30 protein-coding genes are annotated in these 26,107 nt (G+C 64.5%); 13 read left to right on the top strand and 17 right to left on the bottom strand.

Annotation, left to right across the window (positions count from 1 at the left end; genetic code table 11):
• The 10 genes from ACMGGN_RS10120 to ACMGGN_RS10075 are packed head-to-tail and all read left to right on the top strand — an operon-like array spanning nucleotide 1 to nucleotide 6,515.
• Entirely contained in the window at nucleotides 1-543 is a 543-nt protein-coding gene (locus tag ACMGGN_RS10120) for a PilN domain-containing protein (RefSeq protein ID WP_012314325.1), read from the top strand.
• Complete coding sequence (gene pilO / locus ACMGGN_RS10115; RefSeq protein ID WP_119688963.1) at nucleotides 530-1,096, top strand: type 4a pilus biogenesis protein PilO; 567 nt, start codon at nucleotides 530-532, stop codon at nucleotides 1,094-1,096. Before ACMGGN_RS10120 ends, pilO begins: the two co-directional genes overlap by 14 nt.
• Nucleotides 1,093-1,590 (top strand): hypothetical protein, encoded by a 498-nt coding sequence (locus ACMGGN_RS10110; RefSeq protein WP_367903874.1) that lies wholly within the window; start codon nucleotides 1,093-1,095, stop codon nucleotides 1,588-1,590. Before pilO ends, ACMGGN_RS10110 begins: the two co-directional genes overlap by 4 nt.
• Nucleotides 1,587-3,464 carry a secretin N-terminal domain-containing protein gene (locus ACMGGN_RS10105; RefSeq protein WP_125923071.1) on the top strand — a complete coding sequence of 626 codons (1,878 nt, stop codon included), beginning with the start codon at nucleotides 1,587-1,589 and terminating at the stop codon, nucleotides 3,462-3,464. Before ACMGGN_RS10110 ends, ACMGGN_RS10105 begins: the two co-directional genes overlap by 4 nt.
• A complete protein-coding gene (locus ACMGGN_RS10100; protein ID WP_039601768.1) occupies nucleotides 3,461-3,934 on the top strand; it encodes a type II secretion system protein in 474 nt (157 codons plus the stop codon). Before ACMGGN_RS10105 ends, ACMGGN_RS10100 begins: the two co-directional genes overlap by 4 nt.
• A 5-nt stretch (nucleotides 3,935-3,939) precedes the next feature.
• Nucleotides 3,940-4,314: a type II secretion system protein gene (locus ACMGGN_RS10095; protein ID WP_039601767.1), complete on the top strand. Its 375-nt coding sequence runs from the start codon at nucleotides 3,940-3,942 to the stop codon at nucleotides 4,312-4,314.
• A complete protein-coding gene (locus ACMGGN_RS10090) occupies nucleotides 4,289-4,816 on the top strand; it encodes a type II secretion system protein (RefSeq protein ID WP_046787659.1) in 528 nt (175 codons plus the stop codon). Before ACMGGN_RS10095 ends, ACMGGN_RS10090 begins: the two co-directional genes overlap by 26 nt.
• Nucleotides 4,813-5,220, top strand: coding sequence for a curli production assembly/transport protein CsgE (gene csgE / locus ACMGGN_RS10085; RefSeq protein ID WP_046787658.1), 408 nt, complete (start codon nucleotides 4,813-4,815; stop codon nucleotides 5,218-5,220). Before ACMGGN_RS10090 ends, csgE begins: the two co-directional genes overlap by 4 nt.
• Complete coding sequence (locus ACMGGN_RS10080; RefSeq protein WP_012314333.1) at nucleotides 5,217-5,630, top strand: curli assembly protein CsgF; 414 nt, start codon at nucleotides 5,217-5,219, stop codon at nucleotides 5,628-5,630. Before csgE ends, ACMGGN_RS10080 begins: the two co-directional genes overlap by 4 nt.
• Nucleotides 5,631-5,663: 33 nt before the next feature.
• Nucleotides 5,664-6,515, top strand: a complete 852-nt coding sequence (locus tag ACMGGN_RS10075) for a CsgG/HfaB family protein (protein ID WP_046787657.1) — start codon at nucleotides 5,664-5,666, stop codon at nucleotides 6,513-6,515.
• 90 nt (nucleotides 6,516-6,605) lie between these two features.
• Here the strand turns inward: ACMGGN_RS10075 and ACMGGN_RS10070 are convergent, their stop codons facing one another.
• From ACMGGN_RS10070 to ACMGGN_RS10055, 4 genes are all read right to left on the bottom strand, one after another.
• On the bottom strand, nucleotides 6,606-7,328 hold the full coding sequence (locus tag ACMGGN_RS10070; RefSeq protein ID WP_115274981.1) for a ribonuclease T2 family protein: 723 nt from the start codon (nucleotides 7,326-7,328) through the stop codon (nucleotides 6,606-6,608).
• 113 nt (nucleotides 7,329-7,441) lie between these two features.
• Nucleotides 7,442-8,086, bottom strand: coding sequence for a DNA oxidative demethylase AlkB (gene alkB / locus ACMGGN_RS10065; protein WP_414156733.1), 645 nt, complete (start codon nucleotides 8,084-8,086; stop codon nucleotides 7,442-7,444).
• A gap of 41 nt (nucleotides 8,087-8,127) precedes the next feature.
• Complete coding sequence (locus ACMGGN_RS10060; protein ID WP_046787655.1) at nucleotides 8,128-8,481, bottom strand: cupin; 354 nt, start codon at nucleotides 8,479-8,481, stop codon at nucleotides 8,128-8,130.
• Between the two features lie 98 nt (nucleotides 8,482-8,579).
• Nucleotides 8,580-9,191, bottom strand: coding sequence for a LysE family translocator (locus ACMGGN_RS10055; RefSeq protein ID WP_414156732.1), 612 nt, complete (start codon nucleotides 9,189-9,191; stop codon nucleotides 8,580-8,582).
• A gap of 106 nt (nucleotides 9,192-9,297) precedes the next feature.
• On the opposite strand from ACMGGN_RS10055, the gene ACMGGN_RS10050 reads away from it, so the two are divergent.
• Complete coding sequence (locus ACMGGN_RS10050) at nucleotides 9,298-10,293, top strand: GlxA family transcriptional regulator (protein ID WP_119688966.1); 996 nt, start codon at nucleotides 9,298-9,300, stop codon at nucleotides 10,291-10,293.
• On the opposite strand, the gene ACMGGN_RS10045 is transcribed toward ACMGGN_RS10050, so the two are convergent.
• The 3 genes from ACMGGN_RS10045 to ACMGGN_RS10035 form a co-directional block, all read right to left on the bottom strand.
• Nucleotides 10,260-11,111: a CAP domain-containing protein gene (locus ACMGGN_RS10045; RefSeq protein ID WP_115274977.1), complete on the bottom strand. Its 852-nt coding sequence runs from the start codon at nucleotides 11,109-11,111 to the stop codon at nucleotides 10,260-10,262. The genes ACMGGN_RS10050 and ACMGGN_RS10045 overlap by 34 nt on opposite strands.
• A gap of 254 nt (nucleotides 11,112-11,365) precedes the next feature.
• Nucleotides 11,366-11,977, bottom strand: coding sequence for a cell wall hydrolase (locus tag ACMGGN_RS10040; RefSeq protein ID WP_196998102.1), 612 nt, complete (start codon nucleotides 11,975-11,977; stop codon nucleotides 11,366-11,368).
• 48 nt (nucleotides 11,978-12,025) lie between these two features.
• Nucleotides 12,026-12,943, bottom strand: a complete 918-nt coding sequence (locus tag ACMGGN_RS10035; RefSeq protein ID WP_046787648.1) for an AEC family transporter — start codon at nucleotides 12,941-12,943, stop codon at nucleotides 12,026-12,028.
• Nucleotides 12,944-13,149: 206 nt separating this feature from the next.
• On the opposite strand from ACMGGN_RS10035, the gene sodC reads away from it, so the two are divergent.
• The gene (sodC, locus tag ACMGGN_RS10030) at nucleotides 13,150-13,665 is read left to right on the top strand and encodes a superoxide dismutase family protein (RefSeq protein WP_046787647.1); all 516 of its coding nucleotides are present in this window, start codon (nucleotides 13,150-13,152) and stop codon (nucleotides 13,663-13,665) included.
• Nucleotides 13,666-13,671: 6 nt separating this feature from the next.
• Here sodC and ACMGGN_RS10025 read toward each other — a convergent pair whose 3' ends face one another.
• From ACMGGN_RS10025 to ACMGGN_RS10000, 6 genes are all read right to left on the bottom strand, one after another.
• Nucleotides 13,672-14,271, bottom strand: a complete 600-nt coding sequence (locus ACMGGN_RS10025; protein WP_046787646.1) for an START domain-containing protein — start codon at nucleotides 14,269-14,271, stop codon at nucleotides 13,672-13,674.
• Nucleotides 14,272-14,360: 89 nt separating this feature from the next.
• Complete coding sequence (locus ACMGGN_RS10020) at nucleotides 14,361-15,197, bottom strand: bifunctional allantoicase/(S)-ureidoglycine aminohydrolase (RefSeq protein ID WP_012314347.1); 837 nt, start codon at nucleotides 15,195-15,197, stop codon at nucleotides 14,361-14,363.
• A 200-nt stretch (nucleotides 15,198-15,397) separates the two neighbouring features.
• On the bottom strand, nucleotides 15,398-16,069 hold the full coding sequence (locus ACMGGN_RS10015; protein ID WP_174141517.1) for a class I SAM-dependent methyltransferase: 672 nt from the start codon (nucleotides 16,067-16,069) through the stop codon (nucleotides 15,398-15,400).
• A gap of 44 nt (nucleotides 16,070-16,113) precedes the next feature.
• A complete protein-coding gene (locus ACMGGN_RS10010) occupies nucleotides 16,114-16,665 on the bottom strand; it encodes a YbhB/YbcL family Raf kinase inhibitor-like protein (protein WP_174141518.1) in 552 nt (183 codons plus the stop codon).
• A 48-nt stretch (nucleotides 16,666-16,713) separates the two neighbouring features.
• Nucleotides 16,714-17,025: a hypothetical protein gene (locus tag ACMGGN_RS10005; RefSeq protein ID WP_174141519.1), complete on the bottom strand. Its 312-nt coding sequence runs from the start codon at nucleotides 17,023-17,025 to the stop codon at nucleotides 16,714-16,716.
• Between the two features lie 112 nt (nucleotides 17,026-17,137).
• Nucleotides 17,138-18,430: an MFS transporter gene (locus tag ACMGGN_RS10000; protein ID WP_414156731.1), complete on the bottom strand. Its 1,293-nt coding sequence runs from the start codon at nucleotides 18,428-18,430 to the stop codon at nucleotides 17,138-17,140.
• A gap of 534 nt (nucleotides 18,431-18,964) precedes the next feature.
• Here ACMGGN_RS10000 and ACMGGN_RS09995 point away from each other — a divergent pair.
• Entirely contained in the window at nucleotides 18,965-19,840 is an 876-nt protein-coding gene (locus ACMGGN_RS09995) for an AEC family transporter (protein ID WP_414156730.1), read from the top strand.
• A 35-nt stretch (nucleotides 19,841-19,875) separates the two neighbouring features.
• Here ACMGGN_RS09995 and ACMGGN_RS09990 read toward each other — a convergent pair whose 3' ends face one another.
• From ACMGGN_RS09990 to uvrA, 4 genes are all read right to left on the bottom strand, one after another.
• Nucleotides 19,876-20,508 carry a hypothetical protein gene (locus ACMGGN_RS09990; RefSeq protein ID WP_115274972.1) on the bottom strand — a complete coding sequence of 211 codons (633 nt, stop codon included), beginning with the start codon at nucleotides 20,506-20,508 and terminating at the stop codon, nucleotides 19,876-19,878.
• Between the two features lie 128 nt (nucleotides 20,509-20,636).
• Nucleotides 20,637-21,770: an HlyD family secretion protein gene (locus ACMGGN_RS09985; RefSeq protein WP_115274971.1), complete on the bottom strand. Its 1,134-nt coding sequence runs from the start codon at nucleotides 21,768-21,770 to the stop codon at nucleotides 20,637-20,639.
• Nucleotides 21,767-23,416: an MFS transporter gene (locus ACMGGN_RS09980; protein ID WP_115274970.1), complete on the bottom strand. Its 1,650-nt coding sequence runs from the start codon at nucleotides 23,414-23,416 to the stop codon at nucleotides 21,767-21,769. The genes ACMGGN_RS09985 and ACMGGN_RS09980 overlap by 4 nt, the downstream gene beginning before the upstream one ends.
• Before the next feature lie 119 nt (nucleotides 23,417-23,535).
• Nucleotides 23,536-26,052 carry an excinuclease ABC subunit UvrA gene (uvrA, locus tag ACMGGN_RS09975; protein ID WP_414156729.1) on the bottom strand — a complete coding sequence of 839 codons (2,517 nt, stop codon included), beginning with the start codon at nucleotides 26,050-26,052 and terminating at the stop codon, nucleotides 23,536-23,538.
• Nucleotides 26,053-26,107 lie beyond the last annotated feature (55 nt).

Here is a 26,107-nt window from a genome sequence, read left to right as displayed (position 1 = left end):
ATGCGCCGCCTCGACCTGGAATTCCAGCCCCGGCGCAGCAGCCCGCTGGCCTGGTCGCTGCTGGCCCTGGGCGGCGCGGTGGTGGCCGTGCTGGTACTGCTGCAACAGCACCTGCAAGCCGAGCAGGTTCACCTTGAGGCCCGGCTGCACAGCCTGGAGCTGCAACTGGGCCGCCGCCCGGCCACGGTCGCCCCGCAGAACAGCGCCGCCAGCCGCGAGCAGGCCGAACGCCTGGCGCAGATGCGCAGCGTTTCCCAGCAACTGCAACGGCCCTGGCAGCAACTGTTCGCCATGCTTGAAGCGCAACCCCAGGAAGACGTGGCCCTGCTCAGCCTGACGCCTGATGCCCGCAAGGGCCAGGTGCGCATTGCCGCCGAGGCCCGCAACCTGGAAGCGATGCTGCAGTACCACCACCGCCTGGAACAGAGCACCGAGCTCAGCGATGTATCGCTGCTCAACCATGAGGTGGTGGCGGGCCAACCCGAGCACCCGGTGCGCTTCACCCTTACCGCCACCTGGGAGACCGGCCATGCGCGCCCCTGACTCGATAAACAGCCTGATCCTTCAGGAGCAGTTGCGCCGTATCGGCCCGGTCGGCCTGGCCGGCGCCGCAATGGCCGTCCTGGCAGTCGCTGTAGCGCTGGCCGGGGTGCTGCCGCAGTGGCAGGCCCTGCGCGAGCTGCGCGCCAGCGAGGCCGATGCCAGCGCCCAGGTCGAGCGGGTCAGGCGCGGCGAACTTAAAGTCGCCGTCAAGCCTGAACAGCAAGCGCTGGACAGCCTGCGCCAGCAACTGCCAGGGCAACCTGAAGCCAGCGAGCTGATCGAGCGCCTGTACCACCTGGCCAGCGCCCAACGAATCAGCCTGGCCCGTGGTGAGTACGCCCTGGGTGTCGACCCCAAGACCCAGCTGGCGCGTTACCAGATCGTCCTGCCGGTACGTGGCAGCTATCCGCAGATCCGCGGCTTTGTGCGCGGCCTGCTGGGCCAGTTGCCGACCCTGGTGCTGGAAGACCTGGAGCTGCAGCGCAAGCGCATTGGCGACAGTGAACTCAATGGCCGCCTGCGCATGACCCTTTACCTGTCGAGGTCGTCATGAACACTCAGCGTGCAGTGGTGTGGGCGGGGTTTCTGGGGCTTGCCGGGGCGTTGGCCTGGGCGCCTGGGCACTGGTTCGGCGAGGGCAGCGAGGAGGCCCTGATCGCCGGCAAGCCGGCGCCCACACAAGCGGTTTCTGAGAGTGCCGGCGTACCGGTGATGAAGCCAGAACAGGCCACGCGCGACCTGTTCCCCCGCCAGCAATGGACTAAACCCAAGGCCCTGGCCACGGTCACCGAACAACCTGTGGTCGCCACCTCGGTGGTAGCCGCTGCCCCCGCAGCCCCGGCGCTGCCTTTCCAGTTCGTCGGCCGCCTGGGCGATCGCGATGACCTGCAGGTCTTCCTGCGCAGCGGCGAAAAACTCTACGTCGTGCGTCAGGGCGACGTGATTGACGACACCTACCGTCTCGATCGGGTTTCGGCCAATGAGCTGGGCCTGGTCTACCTGCCTTTGCACCAGTCACAGACTCTGTCTGTCGGGAGCGCACCATGAAGCCATCGAAGTTGTGCAAGCCTGCTCCGTTCATGCTGCTGGCGCTCTGCGTGGCCATTGCCGGCTGCGGTTCGAGCGCGGTGCGCAAAGACAGCCAGGCGCTGATGAAAGAAGGCCAGTACGAGGCCGGTATCGCTCGCCTGGAAGAGGCGCTGCGCGACGACCCGCGTGACACCGACCTGAACATTGCCCTGGCCCAAGGCCGCCAGCACGCGGTCGAGGCGCTGCTTGGCCAGGCCGACAGCGACCGCATCCGCCACGACTTCGCCGGCGCGCGCCTTGGTTATGGCCGCGTGCTCACCCTGGAACCGAACAACCGCCGCGCGCATGAGGGCATCCGCCAGCTGGAACTGATGCGCACCCTCGATGACCGTGTTGCGCTGGGCCAGGCTGCGCTGCGCCAGGGCGACCTGTTCGGTGCCGAGCGTTACATGCGTGAGGTGCTGCGCCTGGACCCGCAAAACCAGAAGGGCATCATGCTGCGCAGCGATATCGAGAACGTCCAGGCCCGCACGGCGCAGCCCTTCCCGCAACTGCGCAGCAAGCTGGAACGCCCGGTGACCCTGGAGTTTCGCGATGCCGAGCTCAAGGTCATTTTCGAAGTGCTGTCCCAGGTGGCCGGCATCAACTTCATTTTCGACAAGGACCTGCGCCCGGACATGAAGGCCACCATCTTCGTACGCGAGGTGCGCATCGAGGATGCCATAGCCCTGTTGCTGGAACAGAACCAGCTGCGCCAGAAGATCGTCAACGACAACACCTTGCTGGTCTACCCCGACTCGCCGCAGAAGACCAAGGACTACCAGGAACTGGTCATGCGCACGTTCTACCTGACCAGCATCGATGCCAACACCGCACTGAACATGGTCAAGACCATGCTCAAGACCCGCGATGTATTCGTTGATGAGCGCCTCAATACCCTGACCATGCGCGACACCCCCGACGCCGTGCGCATGGCCGAGAAGCTGCTGCAGTCGCAGGACCAGTCCAACCCTGAAGTGGTGCTGGAAGTGGAGGTGATGGAGGTGGCCCGCTCGCGCATCCTCGACCTTGGCCTGCAATGGCCCAATACCTTCGGGGTGCTGAGCGATGAGGGCAACCCGGTCAGCGTGCTGGACCAGTTGCGCGGCATCAACTCCGGGCGTATCAGCATCTCGCCGGCGCCCCAGGCCAAGATCAACGCCCAGGACAAGGACATCAACACGTTGGCCAGCCCGGTGATCCGCGTCAGCAACCGCGAGCAGGCGCGCATCCACATCGGCCAGCGTGTGCCGATCATCAGCGCCACCTCGGTACCTTCCACCCAAGGGCCGGTGATCACCGAAAGCGTCACCTACCTGGATGTCGGTCTGAAGCTTGAAGTGCAGCCTACCGTGCACCTGAACAACGAGGTGGCGATCAAGGTGGCGCTCGAGGTCAGCAACGCCACCCCGCTGGAGCCGACCCGCCAGGGCACCATCCCGGTCCAGGTCGACACCCGCAACGCCCAGACCAGCCTGCGCCTGCACGACGGCGAAACCCAGGTGCTGGCGGGGCTGGTGCGCAACGACAAGACCTCCAGCGGCAACAAGATCCCGGGCCTGGGCGACATCCCTGGCCTGGGCCGGCTGTTCGGCAGCAACCGCGATGACATGAGCAAGTCCGAACTGGTACTGGCGATCACCCCGCGGATCGTACGCAACCTGCCTTACCAGAGCCCCTCGGACATGGAGTTCGCCACCGGTACCGAATCGAGCATGCAGGTGCGCCAACTGGCCCTGCCTTTGCCAGCCGGCGCGCTGCCGGCCGATGAGCCGGGCCAGGCGCCTGGCGATGCACCGGTTGTCGACAGCCAGATGGCGGTGGTACCTGCCGGCAAGGGCCCACGGCCATGAAACGCCGCGTGCAAGGCTTCAGCCTGATCGAGGTGGTGCTGACCCTGGCATTGCTCGGGCTGCTCGCCAGCATGGCTGCACCGCTGACCGAAACCGTGGTGCGCCGCACCAAGGAGCAGCAATTGCGTCAGGCGCTGTACCAGATCCGCGATGCCATCGATGCCTACAAACGGGCCTTCGACGCAGGTTTCATCGAAAAAGGCCTGGATGCCAGTGGCTACCCGCCAAACCTGCAGGTACTGGTCGACGGGGTGCGCGATGTACGCAGCGCCAAGGGCAACAAGTTCTACTTCCTGCGGCGCATCCCGCACGACCCGCTGGTAGCGGCAAAAGACGATGACGGCGGTGGCTGGGGCTTGCGCGCCTATGACAGCGGGCCGGACAACCCGCGTGACGGCGAAGACGTTTACGACGTGTACTCCAAGGCCCGCGGCAAAGGCCTCAACAACATCCCCTACGGGCAATGGTGACGGCCATGAAACGCAGCCGAGGTTTCACCCTGATCGAACTGCTGGTGGTGATGGCGATCATCGCCACGCTGATGACCATTGCCATGCCACGTTACTTCAACAGCCTGGAAAGCTCCCGTGAGGCTGCCCTGCGCCAGAGCCTGGCGGTGCTGCGTGAGGCGCTGGACCACTACTACGGCGACACCGGCCGCTACCCCGACTCGCTGGAACAACTGGTCGAGCAGCGCTACCTGCGCAACACCCCGATCGACCCGATTACCGAACGCGGTGATGCCTGGCAACTGGTGCCGCCGCCAGAAGGGGTGGCCGGAGGCGTGGCCGACATCAAGAGCGGTGCGACAGGGAGGGCACGTGATGGCAGCCACTTCGCACAATGGTAAGGCCTGCAACGGCTTCACCTACCTGGGTGTATTGCTGCTGATCGCAGCCAGCAGCGTGGCCCTGGCGTCCAGCGGCACGCTGTGGTCCAGCGCGGCGCAGCGCGAAAAGGAGCGTCAGTTGCTGTGGGTGGGTGGCCAGTATGCCCAGGCACTGCGCAGCTATTACCGCGCTTCGCCAGGCCTGGCGCAGTACCCGCAGGCGCTGGCCGACCTGCTTGAGGACAACCGTTTTCCCGAGCCGAAACGGCACATCCGCCGGTTGTACCCGGACCCAGTCACCGGCAGTGATGAATGGGGGCTGTTGCGTTCGATCGACGGGCGTATCACCGGGGTGCACAGCCGCTCCGACGCCACCCCGTTCAAACGCAGCGGCTTCGACACGCAGTGGTCCGGCTTCGAAGGCCTCGAGCACTACAGCGACTGGCAGTTCGTCGCCGAGCAGGCTTTCAACGAAAGCGCCAGTGGCGCACAGACCCACAGCAGCCCGGGGGACGCGCCATGAAACGCCTGAACGTGTTTTGCCTGAGCCTTGGCCTGCTGCTGGCCGCCGGGGTATCCGATGTGGCGCAGGCCGATGCCGAAGACGAGATGAAGGGCTTTATCGTCGACAACACCATCTCGCACATCGGCCACGACTTTTACTACTACTTTGCCGACCGCCTGCGCGCCACCAGCCGCTTGGATTTCAACCTGGTGGTGCGCGAACGCCCGGATGCCCGCTGGGGCAGCCTGATCACGGTGGAGTTCGAGCGCGACGTGTTGTACCGCCGCTTTCTGCCACCCAACGTCACCCAACTGAAAGAAGAGGCCGTTGCGGCCGCCGACCTGGTCAAGCAGGAGGTGATTCAACGCAAGCTGCAACGCCTGCTGCAAGACACCACTGATCTGGAGAGGGACGAGCTATGAACACGCGTATACCCCACTGCATCGCCGCCTGTCTCGTGGCCTGCGCCGTTACCGCCCAGGCCACGGAGCTGGTGTACACCCCGGTCAACCCGGCGTTCGGTGGCAACCCGCTCAACGGCACCTGGTTGCTGAACAATGCCCAGGCGCAGAACGACTATGACGACCCCGACCTCAAGGACCGCACCTCCGCCTTTGGCGGTACCTCGGCCCTGGAACGCTTCAGCAACCAGCTGGAGTCGCGGATGTTGTCGCAGTTGCTGGACAACATCAGCAATGGCCAAACCGGCAGCATGGCCACCGATGCCTTCCTGATCGATGTGATCGATGACTCCGGTGCCCTGAGCATCAAGGTCACCGACCGCGTCACAGGAGAAATTTCGATCATTGAGGTCAGCGGCCTGAACCCCTGAGAGGGACGGGTTGTTATCTGGGGAGAGAACACCATGAAACGTCTGCTGAGCACTTTGCTGATCCTCGCCGCCCTGCAAGGCCTCCAAGGTTGCGGCCTGCGCGAACCGATGTCGGCCGAACAGGACTCGGAAAGCCCGACCCTGACCCCGCGCGCGTCGACTTACTACGACCTGATCAACATGCCACGGCCCAAGGGCCGGCTGATGGCGGTGGTGTATGGCTTCCGCGACCAGACCGGGCAGTACAAGCCGACCCCGGCCAGCTCGTTTTCCACCAGTGTCACCCAAGGGGCGGCGAGCATGCTGATGGATGCCCTCAATGCCAGCGGCTGGTTCGTGGTGCTGGAGCGTGAAGGCCTGCAGAACCTGCTGACCGAACGCAAGATCATCCGCGCCTCGCAGAAAAAGGCCGACGTACCGGAGAACATCCAGACCGAGCTGCCGCCGCTGCAAGCGGCCAACCTGATGCTCGAAGGCGGCATCATCGCCTACGACACCAATGTGCGCAGCGGCGGGGAAGGGGCACGCTACCTGGGCATCGACATCTCCCGCGAGTACCGGGTCGATCAGGTCACGGTCAACCTGCGGGCGGTGGACGTACGCACCGGGCAGGTACTGGCCAACGTGATGACCAGCAAGACCATCTACTCGGTGGGGCGTAGCGCCGGGGTGTTCAAGTTCATCGAGTTCAAGAAGCTGCTCGAAGCAGAAGTGGGCTACACCACCAACGAACCCGCGCAGTTGTGCGTGCTGTCGGCTATCGAGTCGGCGGTAGGGCATTTGCTGGCACAGGGGATCGAGCGGCGGTTGTGGCAGGTGGCGGGGGATGCAGGGGATGGCAAGGCTGGGGTGGACAAGTACCTGAGCCAGTCTCAGGCGCAATGACCATGGAGACGAGATCGTCCCTCGCCGGTACAGCGGCGTCCGAGCGCGCTGTACCTCGAGGTGCCATCCTTGTCCACGTACAGCCTGCCTTCAGGACGTCGCCTTGGCAGGCTCCGGGATCCATGTTTTCTGCGCTTCACACTGAACGCCGATCTGCAGGTTGGTTTCGTCCCTATACGGGTTCCCTTTTTCGTCGATCAGGTAGAACACCTCATGCAGGTACTGCTTACCCTGCTTATCCCGGTAACATCTGAACGCCGTGTTCTCAGGGAAGACCTCGCGAATCTTCGAAAACTCGGTAGCGTGCCCTACCATCGCCTGGAACGCGTCATTGTCAAAACTGACCACCTTTCTCAAGTCGACGAAGTCCTGAAAGTACGCCTGCATATCCTTGCCCGAGCAGGTGCCGTGTTTTTGCCATTCATGCGCCAACATACCCTTGGGCTCGCGGGTAACGATGTCCCGCAGGGCTTTGTTGGCAAGCACTGCACTCATCTCATCGGCCCTCATTGCACAGGCTTCGCCGTTGGTGCAGTCAGGGGACTTGGTGCAGTACTGGGGGTGACGATTGGTGAGGTTGCCAATGCTTTCGCTGTAGGGCCAGACACCGTGGGTGAGAAAGCGTTGCGGTGCCTGGTCACAGCCTGGCGTTGAGGGCCGCATGATGCAGAACGTGGGTTGCCAAGTGACGGAGTAGACCAGGTACTTGGCGGGCGGCGCATCGGCATAGGCCTCTTCATTGGCATCGAGCGCCATGACGCGGCTTGCCCCGAAGAGGGTCAGCACTAGCAGGATTGTGATCAACATGCGCATGGGTTCACTCCCTTGAACGAGGCCGCTCTGGTAGTGGCGGCGTCAGCCCAATTAACCGGGAACAGGAGGGCGCGCGTCTACTGGCAAAAATGTCGGGTGGCTATTTGACTGCATCACCCCGCCTTGCGCAAAGTCAGGTTGATCCGCCGCTCACCCATCCGCGGATGCACGCCCGGCTTGATCGGCAGTACGCCATGAAAGCGCAACCGGTCCTCACCTCCCCAGACCAGCACATCGCCATGGCTCAACGCTATTCGCCGGGTCTTGTCCGAGCGCTGGAAACCACCCAGCAGGAACACCGCCGGCAACCCCAGAGATACCGACACGATCGGCTGGCCGAAGTCCGCTTCGTCGCGATCCTGGTGCAGGCTCAGGCGGGTACCGGGCAGATAGTGGTTGACCAGGCAGGCATCAGGTATGAACGCGTCGAAGCCTGCCGCGGCCGCAGCACGCCCGGCCAGGTCAAGCAGGGCTTCAGGCAGGGCTGGCCAAGGTTCGCCGTTGGCTGGGTCGGTCGGGCTGTATCGGTAGCCCTTGGCGTCGCTGACCCAACCCAGCGAACCGCAGTTGGTCAAGGCCACCGCCATGTGCAGCCCGCCAGGCGTACGCATGTGCCGGAAGGGGGCTGCGCGAAGCACAGGGCGCAGAGCGTCGAGCAGCCGCTCGACTTGCGCAAGGGCGAAGCCGGGCAACAGCACGGTGTGGCTGGCCAGCCGTTGTGGCTGGGGGCCGAACAGGTCGAGATCGGACTGGATCATGGTCGTGATGTCGAGGGATGTGTGTGGCCATTCTAACCCGCTCAGCAGGCAGGCCAGGGTTTTTCACTGCTATAGAACACGGCGAGCCACACGGTATGGGTGCCTTGTGCGGTCCATTCCACGCGATGGCGGCAATGGGCCGGGATGTCCAGGCAATCACCCGGCGCCAGCAGCCGTGTGTAGGCCTCATGCTCGAGGCGCAGGCCGGCACTGCCGCTCAGCAGCACGATCCATTCGCCTTCGGGCTGGTCGTACCAGAAGCCGGGAGGGCTGCACTGGCCGCTTGAAACAATGCGCTCGATACGCAGGCCCGGGCGTTGCAGGAGGTCATCGACCCGTTCCGGTGTGGCAGGGTCACATGGTGGGAGGGTGGTCAGCACGTTGGCAGGTGTCATAGCGCATCTCGCTGTATGGGAGGTATTTCACTATGGACTGGATCGAAAGGTCGCGCGCTTCTTGACCACCTATCTCGAATGTAGGGATTTTCTGAGATTTATCGGCCGAACGGCAACGCCACTCCGATCAACGCGAACAAGCCCCCGCAGCACCGATTGAAACCCTTGCCACCTTTGGCCAGCCAAGGCCTGATACGGAACGCCAACCGAGCCAGCAGGTATTCGACCACGAACTCCACGCTGGCGAAGGTGGCGGCCATGATCACAAACTGCGTGAGCAAGCCGCGCTGCGGGTCGATGAACTGTGGCAGGAATGCGCCATAGAACAGCAGCACCTTGGGGTTGGCCATGGCCGACAGCAGGCCCTGGCGGAACAGACCGGCATTGCTCAGCTTTGCGGGGCGCGTGTTCATTTCAAGGTGCAAGGGCGGGCTGCGCCAGAGCGCAATGCCCAACCACACCAGGTAGGCGCCACCTACCCACTTCAATACCGTCAGCAATGCCGCTGACGTTTGCAGCAGGGCCGTCAGGCCGAACATGGCCAGGGCGATCAGCGCGCTGAAGCCGAACACACCGCCAACGATGGTGAACAAGGTACGGTGAGCGCCATACAGCGCGCCATGGGTCAACGCCAGTAAGCTGTTCGGCCCTGGGGTCAGCGACAGGCCGATGCTTGCCAGCAGGTAAATGAGCCAGGTATCCAGAGCCATGCAACGCGCCTTTTTCGATCAGTGTTCAGGTGTCCAGTCTAAGCGACGGCGTGGCTGGGGCAGGGTATGATCTGGACATTCGAAGGTACTTTCTGGACATCCTCGCATGGCCCCCGATATTCGCCTGCTGATCCTGCCCTTGCCGGATTTCGCATTGCTGCCCTTTGGCGCATTTCTGGACAAGCTGCGTTTCAGCGCCGATGACGAAGATTACAGCCGCCAGCGCTACTGCAGCTGGACACTCGGCGGGCTGACCGGGGAGCCTGTGGTTTCCAGCAGCGGCGCGGTGGTGCAAGTGGCGGCGATTACCGATTCGCTGGCGCTGGAGGGTTTCGATTACCTGGTGCTGTTCGGCAGCCGCAACGCGCAGGCAACTGCCGGGTTGGCTCCTCGCTACAAGAGCCTGCTCAAGCGCGCAGCCAGGGCTGGGGTGAAATTGGTCGGCGTCGACAACGCGGTTTTCCTGCTGGCGGCCTGTGGTTTGCTGGAGGCGCACAGGGTGGTTGTGCACTGGCGTCACGAAACCGAGTTCCGCGCATTGTTCCCGCACCTTCAGGTACTGCGCGAGCAGCTGTACTGCATCGACGGGGCCCGTATTACATGCGCCGGTGGCACGGCAGCCATCGACCTGGCGGTGGCGCTGTTGTCAGAGGCCTGTGGCCGCGCTCGCGCGCTCAAGGGGTTGGCCGACATGCTGGTGGATGAGACCCGTGACAGCCGCCATGCCCTGCGCTCGCTGGAGGCCGGCGCAGGGCAGGGGCGCCAGGTGCAGCGTGCGCTGGCGTTGATGCGCCACCATATGGGGGCGCGCCTGTCCATCGAGCGATTGGCGGCAGAGCTGGGGATCAGCCGGCGGCAACTGGACCGCCAGTTCCAGGCCAGCCACGGCATGAGCGCCAAGGCCTGGTGGCTGGAAATGCGCCTGCAACAGGCCCGCTGGCGGCTGTGCAACTCCAGCCATGGTCTGGCACAGATTGCCGAGGAAGTAGGGCTTGGAGATGCCAGTTACCTGGGCAGGCGCGTGCGACAGCGCTTTGGTTGCACCGCGCAGGCGCTGCGCAAGGCGGCTCATTGCGGTGTGCCGAACAACGCCGTCCAATAGATGCCCGCATCGCTCTTGGGGTCCACTGCATAGGCAGCCCCCATTTCGCGGAAGTCTGGGTTCATCAAGGTTGCGCAATGCCCAGGGCTGGCCAGCCAGCCATCTACCACCTTTTGTGCCGAGTCACGCCCGGCTGCGATGTTCTCGCCAATCTGCTGGTACAGGTAGCCGGCCAGTTCGGCACGGTCACCCGGCGTGCGGCCGTCGCGGTCGATGTGGTCGAAGAAATTCTGGTTGGCCATGGCCCTTGTATGGTTGGCCGCCACCCCCGCCAGCACGGTGCTCCAGCCAAGCGCGGGTGCTGCGGCAAAGGGTTGGCCGCCGCATTGTCGTGGGGCCTTGCGCGCAGCGTTGATCGCCTGCAGCACATTTTGCCCCTCTGCCTGCCAGTCGCCCAGGCGCCCGCTGAGCAATGGGCGCGCCAGTACGATGCGCCAGTCGCGGCCTTCCTGGCTGACGCCAATGTCGACGAACTGGGGGTCGAGCACCACCTGGCAGAAGCTTTCCTGGATGGCATGCATCGCGGCGCGGGCGTCGCGCGGGCCGGACAGGCTGATCGCCTGTACGTTGACCATGGGGTATGCCGCGCGGGTCATGGCCTGCTGCAGGTCGCGCGTACCTTCGGGCGACAGCGCCAGGCGGGTGTCGCTGTTGAGCGGCGGCAGCTCGAGCGATGCTCCATCGCCGCAGGGTTGGGCCTGGCTGCGGTAGGCATTGATCGAATCGATCAGTTGCGCCTCTTCGCCGTTGGCAGCCAGGCTCGAAGTCGAAACGGCCAGGCTTAACGACAAGGCGGCAACGGATGACAGGACGCGCATGTGGATCTCCCTGTGACTGGCAGCGTCTTGGTATGCGCTGCTCATCCTACACAAGCCCAAGGCTTTTGGCCCGGTGTCGTGCAAAGCAATGAAAACAAAACACCAGCAATGGCTTGCAGGCGACAAAAGAGGTGGTAGACCGCGGGTTGCCTGAAAAGTGCGATGCGTTGCCCATCATTGTCGGGGCTTGAGTTTGACTGCGCGCTGTGTGCAAACGTTCGCCGGTGTCAGGGGCTGCGCAACAGTCACCCGGCTCAGCGCGCCAACGCCGGGTTGGGTTTGTAGAACAGAAAGAGCCTTGTCTGGGCGGTCCTGCGGTAGGCTTTGGCCCAGTCGGGGCGCACTGTGCGGTCATGGAAGTAAAGCGCGCCGCCGGTGGTGTCTTTGAGCTGCTGGTTGAGCGCCTTGCGCGCGATCTCCTTGGCGATGTCGTAGCGCTGCGGCTCCTCGACCTGGTCGGAGCGCCCGTCACACCACCAGGAAAACTGGCAGGACTTGCTTTCAACCCCTTGCTTGACCACACCACAGATGGTGTCGGGGAAACCGTCCTTGCCAAGGCGGTTGAGCACCACGCTGGCCACAGCGCTCATGTCTTTTTCATCGGCACCTTTGGCTTCCCAGTAGATCGTGCGTGCCAGGCAGGTGATGCTGTCGTCCAGCGGCGCCTGGCCTGCGGGGTCGACTGCCTTGACTTCACTGGGCGTCAGGGTTTCGGCTTTTTTCGGTGCTGGCGCATCGTCGGCCACCTTCTCTTCAAGCACCTCGGCCTTTTCCTCGGCAACAGTGGCCTTGGCAGTGTCGGCGGCATTCAATGGGCCTGCGAGCAGGGCCGAGGTGAAGCCGATCACCATCCACGATAGGCGCATGGTCCAGGTTCCGAAGTGTTTGCTGATCCTCAGTCTAGCCAAGCGTTTTCAATTGAGCGAAAGCATTAACATCAAGGGTAGGGTCACCGCGGCGGCCACGGTCTGCAAGGCGATGATGGTCGCCATCAACGGTGCGTTGCCGCCCATTTGCCGCGCCATGACATAGGACGACGATGCTGTAGGCAATGCCTGGAACAGCACCGCCACCACCGCCGCCTGGCCGCTCAGGCCGAGCAGGCGGCACAGGCCCCAGGTGGTCAGCGGCATGACCAGGAACTTGAACGTCGAAGCTGCCAGCAGCGGGCGTACCTGTTGGCCGACGCTGGCGCCGCCCAGTGCTGCGCCGACACACAAAAGGCCCAAGGGCAGGGCGGCCTGGCCCAGCGCCTTGACTGTTGGCTCGATGCCGGCAGGGAGCCCCAACCCGGTGACGCGCAGCAGCAGCCCGCCAGCACACCCCACGATCAACGGGTTGGCGAAGATCGCCCGCAGCACGGTGACCGGGGAACTGTGGCGTGCACTGAAACGGGCGAACACCAGCACGCAAAGCAGGTTCACCAATGGCACGATGGCGGCGTTCGCCACCGCAGCCAGGGCAATGCCCGCACTGCCGTAGAGCCCGGCGGCCAGGGTGGCGCCAATATAGTTGTTGAACCGCACGCCACCCTGGAACACCGAGGTGAAGTCTGCGCCATCGTGGTTCACCGCACCTTGATACAGCACCAGCAGCGCGGCGCCGAGCAAGGTAGAGAGCATCAGCACGCCGACCATGCCCAGCACCGGCACCCCGTCCAGGTTGGCGGTGGCCAGGCCATGAAGGAACAGCGATGGCAGCAGCACGTAGTAGCTCAGGCGCTCGGCACCAGGCCAGAAGGTTTCAGCCAGAAAACCGCGTACGCGCAAAAATGTGCCCAGGGCGATCAGCAGGATGATGGGAGCCAGCGTGGTCAGCAGGAGGTGGAGCATGGGCGGGGTCCGTGGCCGGGTAACGGCCACAGGTTAGCGCGGCTGGTGGGTTGGTAAAAACGCTTATTTGGGCTTTGCAGAATACGCTGACCGGTTCTGGTAGGAAGTATTTCATTCTGTGGCTGGATTGAATGCCTGCCAACCTGTGCAGTCCCACCTGTTATGTGGGTATGACACCCGCTCACCTCAAACCATGGAGATACATCATGAAAGCACTGGTATTCAGCGCCTTGCTGGCCTCGGCCGGCCTCGCCCAGGCAGCGCAGACCGTGGAACTGAAGCTGGCCGCCGCGGACGGCCCGGGCAAAGTGATCGGCACCGTCAGCATCGAGCAGAGCAAGTACGGCGCCGTGCTCACCCCGGACCTCAAAGACTTGCCACCGGGTGTGCACGGCTTCCACCTGCACCAGAAGCCTTCTTGCGCACCTGCCGAGGAAAATGGCAAACCTGTGCCTGCAGGTGCAGCGGGCGGCCACTGGGATCCGGACTCGACCAATGCACACAAGGGCCCTTACGACGATAGCGGCCACCGCGGCGACCTGCCGGCGCTGTATGTGGGCGCAGATGGCAAGGCCACCTACCCGGTACTGGCGCCACGCCTGAAGGCTTCGGACTTCAAAGGGCACGCGCTGATGGTGCATGCAGGGGGCGACAACCACAGTGACCACCCCGAGAAGCTCGGTGGCGGCGGTGCACGGGTCGCTTGCGGGGTGGTTCAGTAGGCTGCCTCAAGGCTGGCGCTCGGCCACAGCCCGAAGAGTGCGCAGCGTCACTACCGGCGCATCCACCACGAAGCGGTTGGCCAGCCAGCCTGGCACATCCCCGGCCGGATCGGCCTGTAGCTGATAAGTGACCTCGGTCGTGCGCTCGCCCAGCGGCTTCATGACCCACTCGCCACTGAGGTGCTGCACACGGATCAGCCCCGGCTGCTCCGGCAACTTGTTCGGCTCGGCACTCAAATGGCGTACCAGGGTGCCGTCGTCGAGCCGTTCGCTGGTGACTTTGAGAATGACGTCGCGCGGCAGGGTAGGCCATGGCAAGTCGGTGGTCAGGTAGACCCAGGTGCTGTCGCCCGCGACTTCCAGCAGGCGCATCTGCGCGCAGGCATACAGCCATTTACAGGCGACACGTAGATTTTCCTGCAGGTCGGTGAGGGTGCGCACGCTGGCCTGCATGGTGCTGACCCCGCGGAACTGCTGATAGGGTGAGCCGGTCACGCCGCGCAGGTACACGCGAATGCCTTCGCGGTCGTAAGCCAGGCTCCAGTCATCAGCAGCTTGCACGCAGGTGAAGGCCAACAGGGCAGCAAACAGGGTACTGCGGTTCATGGCGTGCACCGCGAAGTGGGTAGGCCCTTGAGTATGTGCGGCAAACACAAAGCCCGCCAGGTGGCGGGCTCTGCTACAGCATTCAGGCCTTAACGCTGCGGGTTCAGCGTCAGGTGCACGTGACGGTTCACGTCTTTGTACAGCAGGTAGCTGAACTTGCCTGGGCCGCCGGCGTAGCAGGCTTGCGGGCAGAATGCGCGCAGCCACATGAAGTCGCCCGCTTCCACTTCAACCCAGTCCTGGTTCAAGCGATAGACCGCCTTGCCTTCCAGCACGTACAGGCCGTGCTCCATGACGTGGGTTTCAGCGAACGGAATCACACCGCCCGGCTGGAAGGTCACGATGTTGACGTGCATGTCGTGGCGCATGTCGGCCATGTCGACGAAGCGGGTGGTGACCCAGCGGCCTTCGGTACCCGGCATTTCGATGACGGTGGCGTTGTCGCGGTGGGTAACGAACGACTCAGGGATATCCAGGCCTTCAACCTTCTGGTAGTGCTTGCGCAGCCAGTGGAAGGTGACGTTGGACTTGCTGTTGTTGCGCAGGCTCCACTCGGCGCCCGGGGCAAGGAATGCGTAACCGCCCTGGCCCAGGGTGTGGTGCTTGCCTTCGACGGTGATGTCGATTTCGCCTTCGACGACGAATACGACGGCTTCGGCATTGGGGTCCAGTTCAGGACGCTCGCTGCCGCCTTCCGGGGCCACTTCGACGATGTACTGGGCGAAGGTTTCGGCAAAGCCGGTGAGTGGGCGGGCGATGACCCACATGCGCATCTTGTCCCAGAACGGCAGGTGGCTGGTGACGATGTCACGCATCACGCCTTTGGGAATGACGGCATAGGCTTCGGTGAACATTGCACGGTCAGTCAGCAGCTCGGTTTGAGCCGGGTGCCCACCGTGGGGGGCGAAGTAGGAGTGATTCGACATGAACGATCTCGACTTGTTGTTCTCTCCCCATGCCTTGGACCACACCGGCCGGTGCGTGCAGGGGATGCACTGACAGCATAGGGGCCAGCCCCACACATCCACAAATTAAATGTTGGAATGCTCGGTATTTGGTTGCTGAATGCCAGGCCGCTACGCTGTGCTTGCCCTTGCCCAGGGTTTCCCCCGGGCTGTCGGCACAGTCAATCAACCCGCTCAGCCACCAGTAGCAATGACTGCGGCCCTGTACTCTGTGGGTGTTGCGGCTCCTGCAGGCTCGCCAACCTGAAACCTGCCATTTCCAGCGCGTTCAACCAGCTGGCCAGGGTGCGGAAGTACCAGGGCATCGGCTGCCACTTGCCGGCAACACCGGCAAACGATTCCTCGCGCCAGCCATCCTGGTAATCACCGTGCGCCTCACTCCAGGGGTGCAGTGTCTGGATCACCAGCGCACCGCCGGGTGCCAGCAGTGCGCCAAGCGCCGCCAGCAGGGGGATGATGTCTTGTTGCAACAAGGCGAAGTTGCTGCAGATCAGGTCGTAACCGCTGCCAATCTCCACCGCGCGATTGCACAGCTGCTCATAGCTTGCCAGGTGCACCTGTGGCGAGCCGGCTACCCGTGCCGCCTCGACCAGCGAAGCATCGCCATCCACCCCGGTGGCGTCGATGCCACGCTCGGCCAAGGCGCGCAGCAGCCACCCTTCACCACAGCCCAGGTCGAGAACATGTTCGGGCTGGCGGCCGAGTATGGCCACAAGGATGGCTTGATCGGTGACTTGCCGGCGGCTTTCGATGGCGCCGCTGCGCACGGCTTCGATCCAGCTTTTGGCGTTTTGCTGCCAGCTGAGGCGCAGGGCTGTTTCAGGTGAGGGCATGGTGGCCTCCGGGTTTGCCTGCGAAAAGACCGGTGCTTACCACCTCAATGTCCATACTTGCCAACAAGGCTCTGCGCACCTAACGCATGCCCTTGCAGCAACTCCATCAGACCATTGCGGTCCAGCCCATCGGGCAATACGCCGATGGGTATGTCAGTGGCTATCAGTGTCAACGCATAGTGGTGCGGGTTATCCCCGGCTGGCGGGCACGGCCCACGGTAGGTGAGGGTGCCGCGCGAATTGCGGCCCACGGTCACACCCTTGGTGGTCAAGGCGTACTTGCCTTCTTCCAGGCTACCCAGTTCAGGGTCGATGTTATAAGCGACCCAATGCACCACCCCGATACCCTTGCCGCCGTCCGGGTCGAACATCACCAAGGCCAGCGAGCGCGTGCCGGCAGGCAAGTTCGTCCAGCTCAACTGCGGGGAACGCTGCTCGCCAGCACCGCAGGCCGGGTCGGGCCCGACCTGCTGCAGGGCGATGACACCACCATCGGTGAAGGATGACGAGCTGATCGACAGTGCACCGGAGCCGCTGCCCGCGGCCAGTACAGTGCAAGGCAGCAGCGCGGCGAACAGCCAGGGTTTGAGGTTCATGGCGATTCCTTGGCAGGGCGATTCGCCGCAGTGTAGCCCAGGCTGCCTTCAGCGGCTGTCCTGGTCCTCGGCAGTGCCACCGGTATGCCCGGCGCCAGACCCCGTTGCTTCGCCAGTGCTGTTGGAGCCGCCTGCGGCGCCATCGGCCGCATCGCCGCCGGTGTCGGCGCTGTCGTTGTCCTGGCTGCTGCCGGGGCTGTTGACGCTGCTGCCCTCACCGGCAGTCTTGCCGCCTTGCTGGTCGGTTTTCGGGTAGGTGTCGGTATTGGTGTTCGAGGTATCGGAAGCAGCGAAACTGGTTGCCGAGCCCAGGCCCAGGGCGAGCGTGAGGAGCAGGGGGAGGGGACGAATGCGGATCATGGCGAATCTCCTGTGCGGATGATCTGTCATTCGTTTGGCTGGCCGGTGATTGCGGGGTGCCCTTGGGGCGACGGGCGGTCACCATAGAGGGCTGCCCGGCAGCCCCCTGGGTTCAGTGTGCGTTGACGCTTGGCGCCTGCGCCTCTGCCGGCTCCAGCGGCGGGTGCTCCTGCGCCGCCTGCTTCAGGTCTTCGGTCACCCGTAATTCGGCGCCAGTCGGCGAGAACGTGGTCGAGGCGGTGAACGGTGCCGGGTGCTCCGCCGCCGGGCGTTTGCCCCGGCGCCACAGGAAAAAGCACACCATGCCCAGGTTGACCACTGCAAAGGCCCAGAACAGCCCCGCCTCGCCAAACTCGGTCATGGCCGGCGAAATCGCCAGCGGGGCCATGGCCGAACCCAGCGAGTTGATCAGCAGCAGGCCCTGGATCATCGGCACCAGCGCATCGGACGGGGCCCGGTCGGCCGCATGGCTGACCGCCACCGGGTACAGCGTGAACACCCCACCACCGAGCAGGAACAGCATCACCGGCAGCAACGATGACTGCGACGGCAGGAACACGGTGATCAGCGACAGCACCACGCAAAGCGCTGCCAGCGCGATCAGCACATCCTGGCGGTCCTTGCGGTCGGACCAGCGCCCCACCGGATACTGCAACAGCATGGCGCCGAGGATTACCCAGGCCATCATGTTGCCGACTTCGCCCACGTCCAGGCCGATGCGCTGCAGGTACAGCGGCAGCAAGGCGTAGATCCCGGCAATGGCCACGCCCGAGCCGAAGCAGCCGACCAGCCCGGACGGCGCCACACCGAGCAACTGGCGCGGCTTCAACGGTTCGACCTGGTCCAGCAGCGGCGATACCCGCGGCAGGATCACGATCGGCAGCACCGACAACGCGGCGAGCATCCCGGCCAGCATGAACGGAGCGCTATCACCCAGGTGAGTGATTTCGCCCAAACCGGCCTGGGCAATCACCCCGGCGCCGTAGAAGGCAATCATGTACAGCGCCAGCAACCGGCCGCGGATTTTCGCGTCGCCGGCCAGCAGCAGCCAGCTCTCGATCACCAGGAACACACCGACCGCCGCCCAGCCGTTGATCAGGCGCAGGATCGACCACCAGGTGGTGTCGTAGAAAAGGCCCTGCAGCAGGATGGTCGCGGCGATCAGCGCGGCGAAGCTTGAGTAGGCGCGGATATGGCCGATGCGCAGGATCAGCCGGTCGTTGAAGATTGCGCCCAGGGTCAGGCCCAGGAAGTAGCTCGACGAGACGATACCGATCATCAATGCCGATTCACCGGCAGCGCCAAGGCGCAGGGTCGTCAGGGAAGACATGAAACCGTTGCCCAGGGCAATGATGAACAGCCCGAGCAGGGGCGCCAGCGCCATGGCCAGCAAACGCGCAGACATACAAACCTCAAGTTGGAGTGGCGGTTGGGAGCGCCTTTTCGAACGCGCACGCCAAACAGGCCCAATGAGGGCCGCAAGGCTGCACGGGTGTGCCTGGGCTGGATGCGACCTGGGCAAGACTCAACCGCTGGCCGCACAAAGAGCTGGGCCGGGCGGGGTCGGTTGAGCCTATTTCACATGGACGGGCATGTGGTCAGGCACGGACTCTGTCGTTGCTGCCGGTTGCCACCGTTCAAGGCGACGGGCGAAAAGGAGGCGCGATTCTACGGCCTGCGAGGGGTTTGCCCAAGGGGGTGTAGAGTGCGACAGGACGCCGCAGGTCGGAATACTTCGGCTTTGTGTCTGGAGCCGACATTGTGTGGGGCTGCTTTGCAGCCCAATCGCTGGCAAGCCAGCTCCCACCCCGACAGCGTGATCCCAAGCATACTGCTGTCCCTGTGTGCCGGCTTGCCGGCGATAGGGCTGCAAAGTAACCCCGCGATGTTGAAGGCTGCGGCATACTGTCGCCCAAACGCTCCAAGGAAGGCCTACCCCATGCTCGCTTCACTGTTCGCCGTTCTGGCCCCGGTCTTGATCGTCGCCGGCATCGGCTACGCCTGGGCCCGCAAGGGCCTGGACTACCCCACCGCGTTCGTCGCCCGCATGGTCATGACGGTGGGCACCCCTTCGCTGGTGCTGTCGACCCTCAGCCGCACCGAGCTGGACCCGGCAGCCTTCACCAGCATGGCAATCGCCTGCCTGCTGTGCACGCTGGCGATGGCGTTGGGCGGCTGGCTGGTGTGTCGCGCCTCGGGCCAGCACTGGCGCGTGCTGATGCCAGCGTTCATGTTCCCCAATACCGGCAACATGGGCCTGCCCATCAGCCTGTACGCCTTCGGCGAGCATGGGCTGGCGTTGGCGGTAGCGTTCTTCCTTACCCTGTCGATCGTGCAGTTCACCCTCGGCATGGCCATCGCCGGTACGGCGGCCTCGTTCAAGGCGCTGCTGCGCAACCCCATCGTCATCAGCCTGGCTGGGGCCATGCCAATCATCTTCCTGGACTTCGAGCTGCCGCGCTGGCTGGCCAACACGGCAGACCTGCTTGGTGGCATGTCGATCCCGCTGATGCTGCTGACCCTGGGTGTATCGCTGGCGAGCATCCGCGCGCAGCACATCGGCAGCGGCCTGGTGCTGGGCGGCCTGCGCATCGTGCTGGGGGCGGCGGTGGGTTGGGCAGTGGGCATGGCACTGGGGCTGGAGCAGTTGGAGCGCGCGGTGCTGATGCTGCAGTCGGCGATGCCGGTGGCGGTGTTCAACTACCTGATGGCAGTGCGCGCCAACCGGGAGCCGGAGCAGGTAGCCAACCTGGTGATGTGCTCGACAGTGCTGTCGTTTGCCTGGTTACCGCTGGTGCTGGCCTGGTGGCTGTGACGGGACCGGCCCCGCGAAAGGGCCGGTAGGCACCCTCATTTATCAAACAGGCGCTCGTGCACCCAGCCCTTGTTGGTCAGCACCATCGCCCGTGTCTCCTTGGCCGGGGTCTGGTTGGTGGCCACGGCCTCACGCAGCGGGGGGATGTTCGCTTGCACTTCGTTGTTAGCCGCCCAGGCCGGCAGGCCGGTGATCGTGTAGGCATAGGTGACGTTGGAAATCGTCTGGCCCATCACTTCACCCGGCTCGGTGAAACGCTCGATCGCAGTGACCTGCGCCTTGCCGAAACACAGCCCGCCGCGGGTGCTGCCGTTGAGCATCTTCTGCGCATCGGCCTTGTAGTACTTGCGGCCTTCAGCGGTAAGGTCGTAGGCGTAATAGATGTCGGTGCGTGCCGGCTGCCACAGGCGTTCCGGCACTTCGGTGCGGGAGATTTCCTTCTCGCTGACCACGCCGACTTGCGCCAGCGCATGCAGCGCCTTGTTGGTGCCGTTGGTATCGAAGTCCTGGGTCTTGGCGGGGAAAGATGTGACCACGAAGCAATGGGGGTACTGGGTGTCGAGGTAGGCCTGCGCTGCTTTCTGGAAATGGGTTTCGCTGGTGTCCGTGGTGTCCGAGCAGCCGGCCAGAGTGGCCAGTAGCGCCAGCGGTACGAGCTTCCTGTACATGATCAAGCGTCCTTGGATGGCGAAGATAAAACCGGTGGGTCAGAATTAGAACCCACGGGCTAGAGCGGCGCAATCGTGGCAGGACGGCATCTCGACGCGGTTCTCAGATTCACCCCGCGCGGGGCCAGTCATTTTTCATCACGGGTATCGATACTCACCACCACCGACATCCCTGGGCTCAGGCGCCTCGCCGCTGGCTGGTCGGCATCGACAGTGATCCGCACGGGTATCCGCTGGGCGATCTTGACGAAGTTGCCGGTGGCGTTGTCGGCCTGCAGCAAGGCGAACTCGGAGCCTGTGGCCGGTGAAATCTGCTGCACATGGCCCCGCAGCTTCAGGTGGTTGAGGGCGTCCACGGTGAAGGTCACCGGCTGGCCGATGCGCACATTGGCCATTTGGGTTTCCTTCATGTTGGCAATCACCCACACGGTATCGGGCACCAGCGCCATCAGTTGTGCGCCGGAGTTGACGTAGGCGCCCAGGCGGGTGCCGATCTGCCCCAGCTGGCCATCACGCGGCGCAGTGACCCGGGTGTTGTCGAGGTCGATGCGGGCCAGCTCCACGGCCGCCTTGGCGTTTTCAACCGAGGCCTCCAGCGCGGCGCGGTTGACGATGACCGTCTCGCGGTCCTGGCGGGCGATGGCCAGCGCGGCCTTGGCCTGGGCCAGGGTGGCGACGGCGGCAGCCTGGCTGGCGCGGGTAACGTCCAGGTCGCGGCGCGACACCGAGCCATCGCTGACCAGCGCCTGGTTGCGGCTGAGGTCGGCGCGGGCCTTTTCCGCCTGGGCCTTGGCATCGCCAATGGCGGCCTGACGCTGGGCGATGGTGGCTTCGGCGCTATTGCGCTGCTGCAGGTTGTTGGCCAGCGCCGCCTGCTCCTGTTGCAGTTGGGCGATGGCCTGGGCCAGGCGCTGTTTGTAGATGCGGTCGTCCAGTTGCACCAGCAAGTCGCCGGCCTTGACGAACTGGAAGTCATGCACAGGTACATCGACCACATAGCCGCTCAGTTGCGGCCCGATGATGGTGACCTGGCCGCGTACCATGGCGTTTTCGGTACTTTCTATGGCACTGCCGAACGGCGGCAGGCGCCAGGCATAGAGCACCAGCAGGATGCCGGCCAGAGCCACGCAGGCGAACATGACCGAAGACAGGATGCGCACCCGTCGCGTGCGTACCGGGCTGGTCGGTTCGCTGGGCGGTGCGGCGCCTTCCGGGGTTTCGGCAAGGGCAGTGGTGGTGGTTGTGCGGGTTTGGTCGGTCATCGGTTGGCAGTACCGCTGGTGGAGTCGGGTGAAGCGGCCTGGCGGGCTGTGTACCACAGCCAGGAACCGCGGATGCAAATCCAGATCATGGTGAGGATAGCGATGCTGCCGATCAGCATGAACACATCGTTGTAGGCCATGACGTTGGCCTCACGCGTGGCCGCGTTGGCCAATACGCGCAGCCCGGCCTCGCTGCGCAGGGCCGGGTCGGCGAGGATGCCGGCATAACCACCGCCACCGCTTTGCACGCGGGCGTTGACCAGCGGCTCGAGGTAGCTGAGGCGGTCGACCAGGTGGCTGGAATGGAATTTTTCGCGCCAGGTCTGGAAGGTACCCAGCAGCGCGGCGCCGATCAGGCCACCGAGGTTGTTGCAGATGCCGAACAGCACCGAGAAGCTCACCAGGTTGCGCGGGTTGGCGCGCACGTGGCTGATGCCCAGGGCCATGGACGGGCCGAGGAAGAAGGTGCTGCCAAAGGCCAGCAGGAACTGGCTCAGGTACATCTGCGCCGGCCGCGTGAGGTTGCTTGAGCTGCTGTCCATGAACGCCCCGGTGGCCATGGCCAGCAACGAGATGAACAGCGGGATGACCAGGTGGTTGGGGCTGATGGTCAGCGCGCTGCTGGCCAGGCCCGCCACCGCGCCGAGCAGCATCACCCAGTACAGCGTGCGCATCTGCTCGCTGCCCATGTTCAGCACTTGCAGAAAACCCACGGCGCCGGTGGACTGCTCGGAGGTGACCATGCGGATCAGGATCACGCACAAGCCCAGGCGGATGATGGCGCCGCTGCCCAGCCACCGCGTCATCAGCAGCGGGTTCTGGCGGTTGTGCTCGATGGCCAGGCCACTGAACACCAGGGCGATCGACGCTGCCAGGGCGACCCCGATCCATGGCGCCTCCAGCCACCACTCGATGCGCCCCAGCGACAGGGCGGCGCAGAGCAGGGCGGTGCCGCCGGCCATCAGGGTGAAGGTCAGAAAGTCCAGCGGCTCGAAGGTTTTGAAGCGGTCGCCCGGGGGCAGCTTGAGCAGCAGAACGCAACCCAGCGCGGCCAGCGCCAGGCCCAGTTCGAACAGGTACAGGCCGCGCCACTCAGCGATTTGCAGCAGGTCTTCGGAGAAAATCCGTGCCAGCGGCAGGGCCAGCTGCGAGGCGCCCAGGCCCAGCACCATGGCCTTGAGGCGCCACTGCGCCGGGAACGCCTGGATCATGTAGTACAGGCCCAGCGAACTCAGCGCGGCACCCACCATGCCGTGGGCGGCCCGCACGGCGATGGCCGAGTTGAGGTCGTTGACGAACAGGTGGGCGAAGGTGACCAGTGCGTAGAGCACCAGAAACACTTCGGTGAAGGCGCGCAGGCCGAACTGCTGGCGAAACTTGACCAGCAGCAGGTTGATCGACACGTTGGTCATCACGTAGGCGGCAGGCAGCCAGGCCATTTCTGCGGTGGTTGCGCCCAAGGCACCCTGCAGAAACATCAGGTTGGCGGTGACCAGCGCATTGCCCAGGCCGCCGGTGATCGCCACCAGCAGGCCGACCACACCGAAGGCCAGGCGTTTGGCCGGGGTATGCAAGGGCGTGGAAGGGGAACCGGGCAGGCTCGGCTTTTCGTGCGGGAGCCACTGGTGAGGGGTGTATTTATCCATGGCGCAGACTGTACCCACAGGCCCTACGGCCAGCAAGCCGGCTCACTGGGTTTGCGCTGAGCTTGAGAGCAGCGGGGTACTTGTGGGCCGGCTTGCCGGCGATAGGGCCAGTACAGGCGCTATAGGGCTCTGGCCAGAAACTCGGCTGTGCGGCTTTCACCGCACCCCGCAACATCCCGAGGCGTACCACTCACCACCACCGTGCCCCCCGCATCCCCAGCCCCCGGCCCAATGTCGATCACCCAGTCGCTCTGCGCTACTACGCGCATGTCATGCTCGACCACCACCACACTGTGCCCGCCGTCGACCAGGCGGTTGAGCTGCACCAGCAAGCGGTCGATGTCCTGCGGGTGCAGCCCGTTGGTGGGTTCATCCAGCACATACAGCGTGGCGCCGCGGGCGGTGCGCTGCAGTTCGGTGGCCAGCTTGATCCGCTGCGCCTCGCCGCCGGACAGCTCGGTGGCCGGCTGGCCCAGGCGCAGGTAGCCCAGGCCGATGTCCTGCAGCACCTGCAGGCAGCGCCGGGCCGAGGGCTGTTCGGCAAACACTTCAAGCGCCTGGTCGACGGTCAATTGCAGTACCTGGGCGATGGTCATGCCTTGCCATGTCACGGCCAGCGTCTGGGGGTTGTAGCGTGCGCCGTGGCAGGTCGGGCAGGGCGCATAGACGCTGGGCATGAACAGCAGTTCGACACTGACGAAGCCTTCGCCCTCGCAGGCCGCGCAGCGGCCCTTGGCGACGTTGAACGAGAAGCGCCCGGCATCGAAGCCAAGGGCCTTGGCCTGTTCGGTAGCGGCGAACAGTTTGCGCACATGGTCGAACAGCCCGGTGTAGGTGGCCAGGTTGGAACGTGGCGTGCGGCCGATGGGTTTCTGGTCGACCTGCACCAGCCGCTTGATGCGCTCCAGCCCCGCACTCACGCGCCCGCTGCTGGGCTGCTCGGGCGCGTCTTCAAGGCTCTGTTCCTCGGGCTCGGCCGGCTGTGCGGCATGGCCCAGGTGTGCACTCACCAGCTCCAGCAAGGCCTGGCTGACCAGGCTCGACTTGCCCGAGCCGGAAACGCCAGTGACCGCGGTGAAGCAGCCCAGCGGAAACTGCGCACTGAGCTCACGCAGGTTGTTGCGGGTAATGCCTTCAAGCCGCAACCAGGCTTGCGCCGGGCGTGGTGTGCGGCTGGCCGGCTGTTGCCCGGCGAACAGGTAGGCGCCGGTGCGCGACGCCGCAACCTGTGCAAGGCCCGGTGGCGGGCCGCTGTAAAGCACTTGCCCGCCGTGTTCACCCGCCGCAGGGCCGACATCTATCAGCCAGTCGGCCCTGCGCATGGTGTCCAGGTCGTGCTCCACCACATACACCGAGTTGCCCGCCTGTTTTAGCCGCTGCAGCGCCTCGAACAGCGCCTCGCTGTCGGCCGGATGCAGCCCGGCCGACGGCTCGTCGAGCACATAGATGACGCCAAACAGCTGCGAGTTGAGCTGCGTGGCCAGGCGCAGGCGCTGCAGTTCGCCGGAAGAAAGCGTCGGTGTGCTGCGCTCCAGGGCCAGGTAGCCGAGCCCCAGGTCGATCAGCGGCGCGATGCGCTCCAGCAACTCGTGGGCGATGCGCTGTGCGGCCAGGCGTTTTTCCAGCGTCAGGGTGTCTTCATGCTGCTCCAGGTAACCGGGTGCCGCCACTGTGCGCAACACCTCGGCCAGTGCCTGCAGCGGCAGGCGCGACAGCTCGCCGATGTCGCGGCCGGCGAAGGTGACTGCCAGCGCTTCACGCTTCAGGCGTTTGCCCTGGCACAGCGGGCAAGGGCTGGGGCGCATGAACTGGGAGACGCGTTTGCGCATCTGCGCACTCTGCGAATGCATGAACGTGTGCATCACATAGCGCCGGGCACCGCTGAAGGTGCCCTGGTAGCTGGGTTCGAGCTTGCGCTTGAGCGCGGTGCGGGTCTGCGCCGGGGTGAGGCCGGCGTACACCGGTACGGTGGGTGTCTCGTCGGTGTAGAGGATCCAGTCGCGTTGCTCTTGGGGCAATTCACGCCAGGGGATGTCGACGTCGTAGCCCAGGGTCACGAGAATGTCGCGCAGGTTCTGCCCCTGCCAGGCCATTGGCCAGGCTGCCACCGCCCTTTCACGTATGGTTAGCGACGGGTCGGGGACCATGGTCGCCTCGGTCACCTCATAGACCCGGCCCAGGCCATGGCATTCGGGGCAGGCGCCCTGGGGCGTGTTGGGCGAAAAGTCCTCTGCATACAGCATCGGCTGGCCCGCCGGGTAGCTGCCGGCGCGGGAGTAGAGCATGCGGATCGAACTGGCAAGGGTGGTGACGCTACCCACCGACGAGCGTGCACTAGGGGTGCCGCGTTGCTGCTGCAGGGCCACGGCTGGCGGCAGGCCCTCGATGGCGTCGACATCCGGCACGCCGACCTGGTCGATCAGGCGCCGGGCATAGGGCGCGACCGATTCGAAGTAGCGGCGCTGGGCTTCGGCGTAGAGGGTGGAGAAGGCCAGCGAGGACTTGCCTGAGCCAGAGACGCCGGTGAATACCACCAAGGCGTCGCGGGGGATGTCGACGTCGATGTTCTTGAGGTTATGCTCACGGGCGCCACGTACGCGGATGAAGCCTGGCGGGGTGGGGTGGCGTGGTGGCATGGGGCTTTCCTTCGCGGGGGGCAAGCCTCAAGTTTGCACCATTTGTGCGGGTAGT

The organism is Pseudomonas sp. BNK-30 (genome assembly GCF_047456185.1).
In the GTDB taxonomy this organism is placed as follows: domain Bacteria; phylum Pseudomonadota; class Gammaproteobacteria; order Pseudomonadales; family Pseudomonadaceae; genus Aquipseudomonas; species Aquipseudomonas putida_E.
This window is presented reverse-complemented; position numbering and strand designations above follow the sequence as displayed.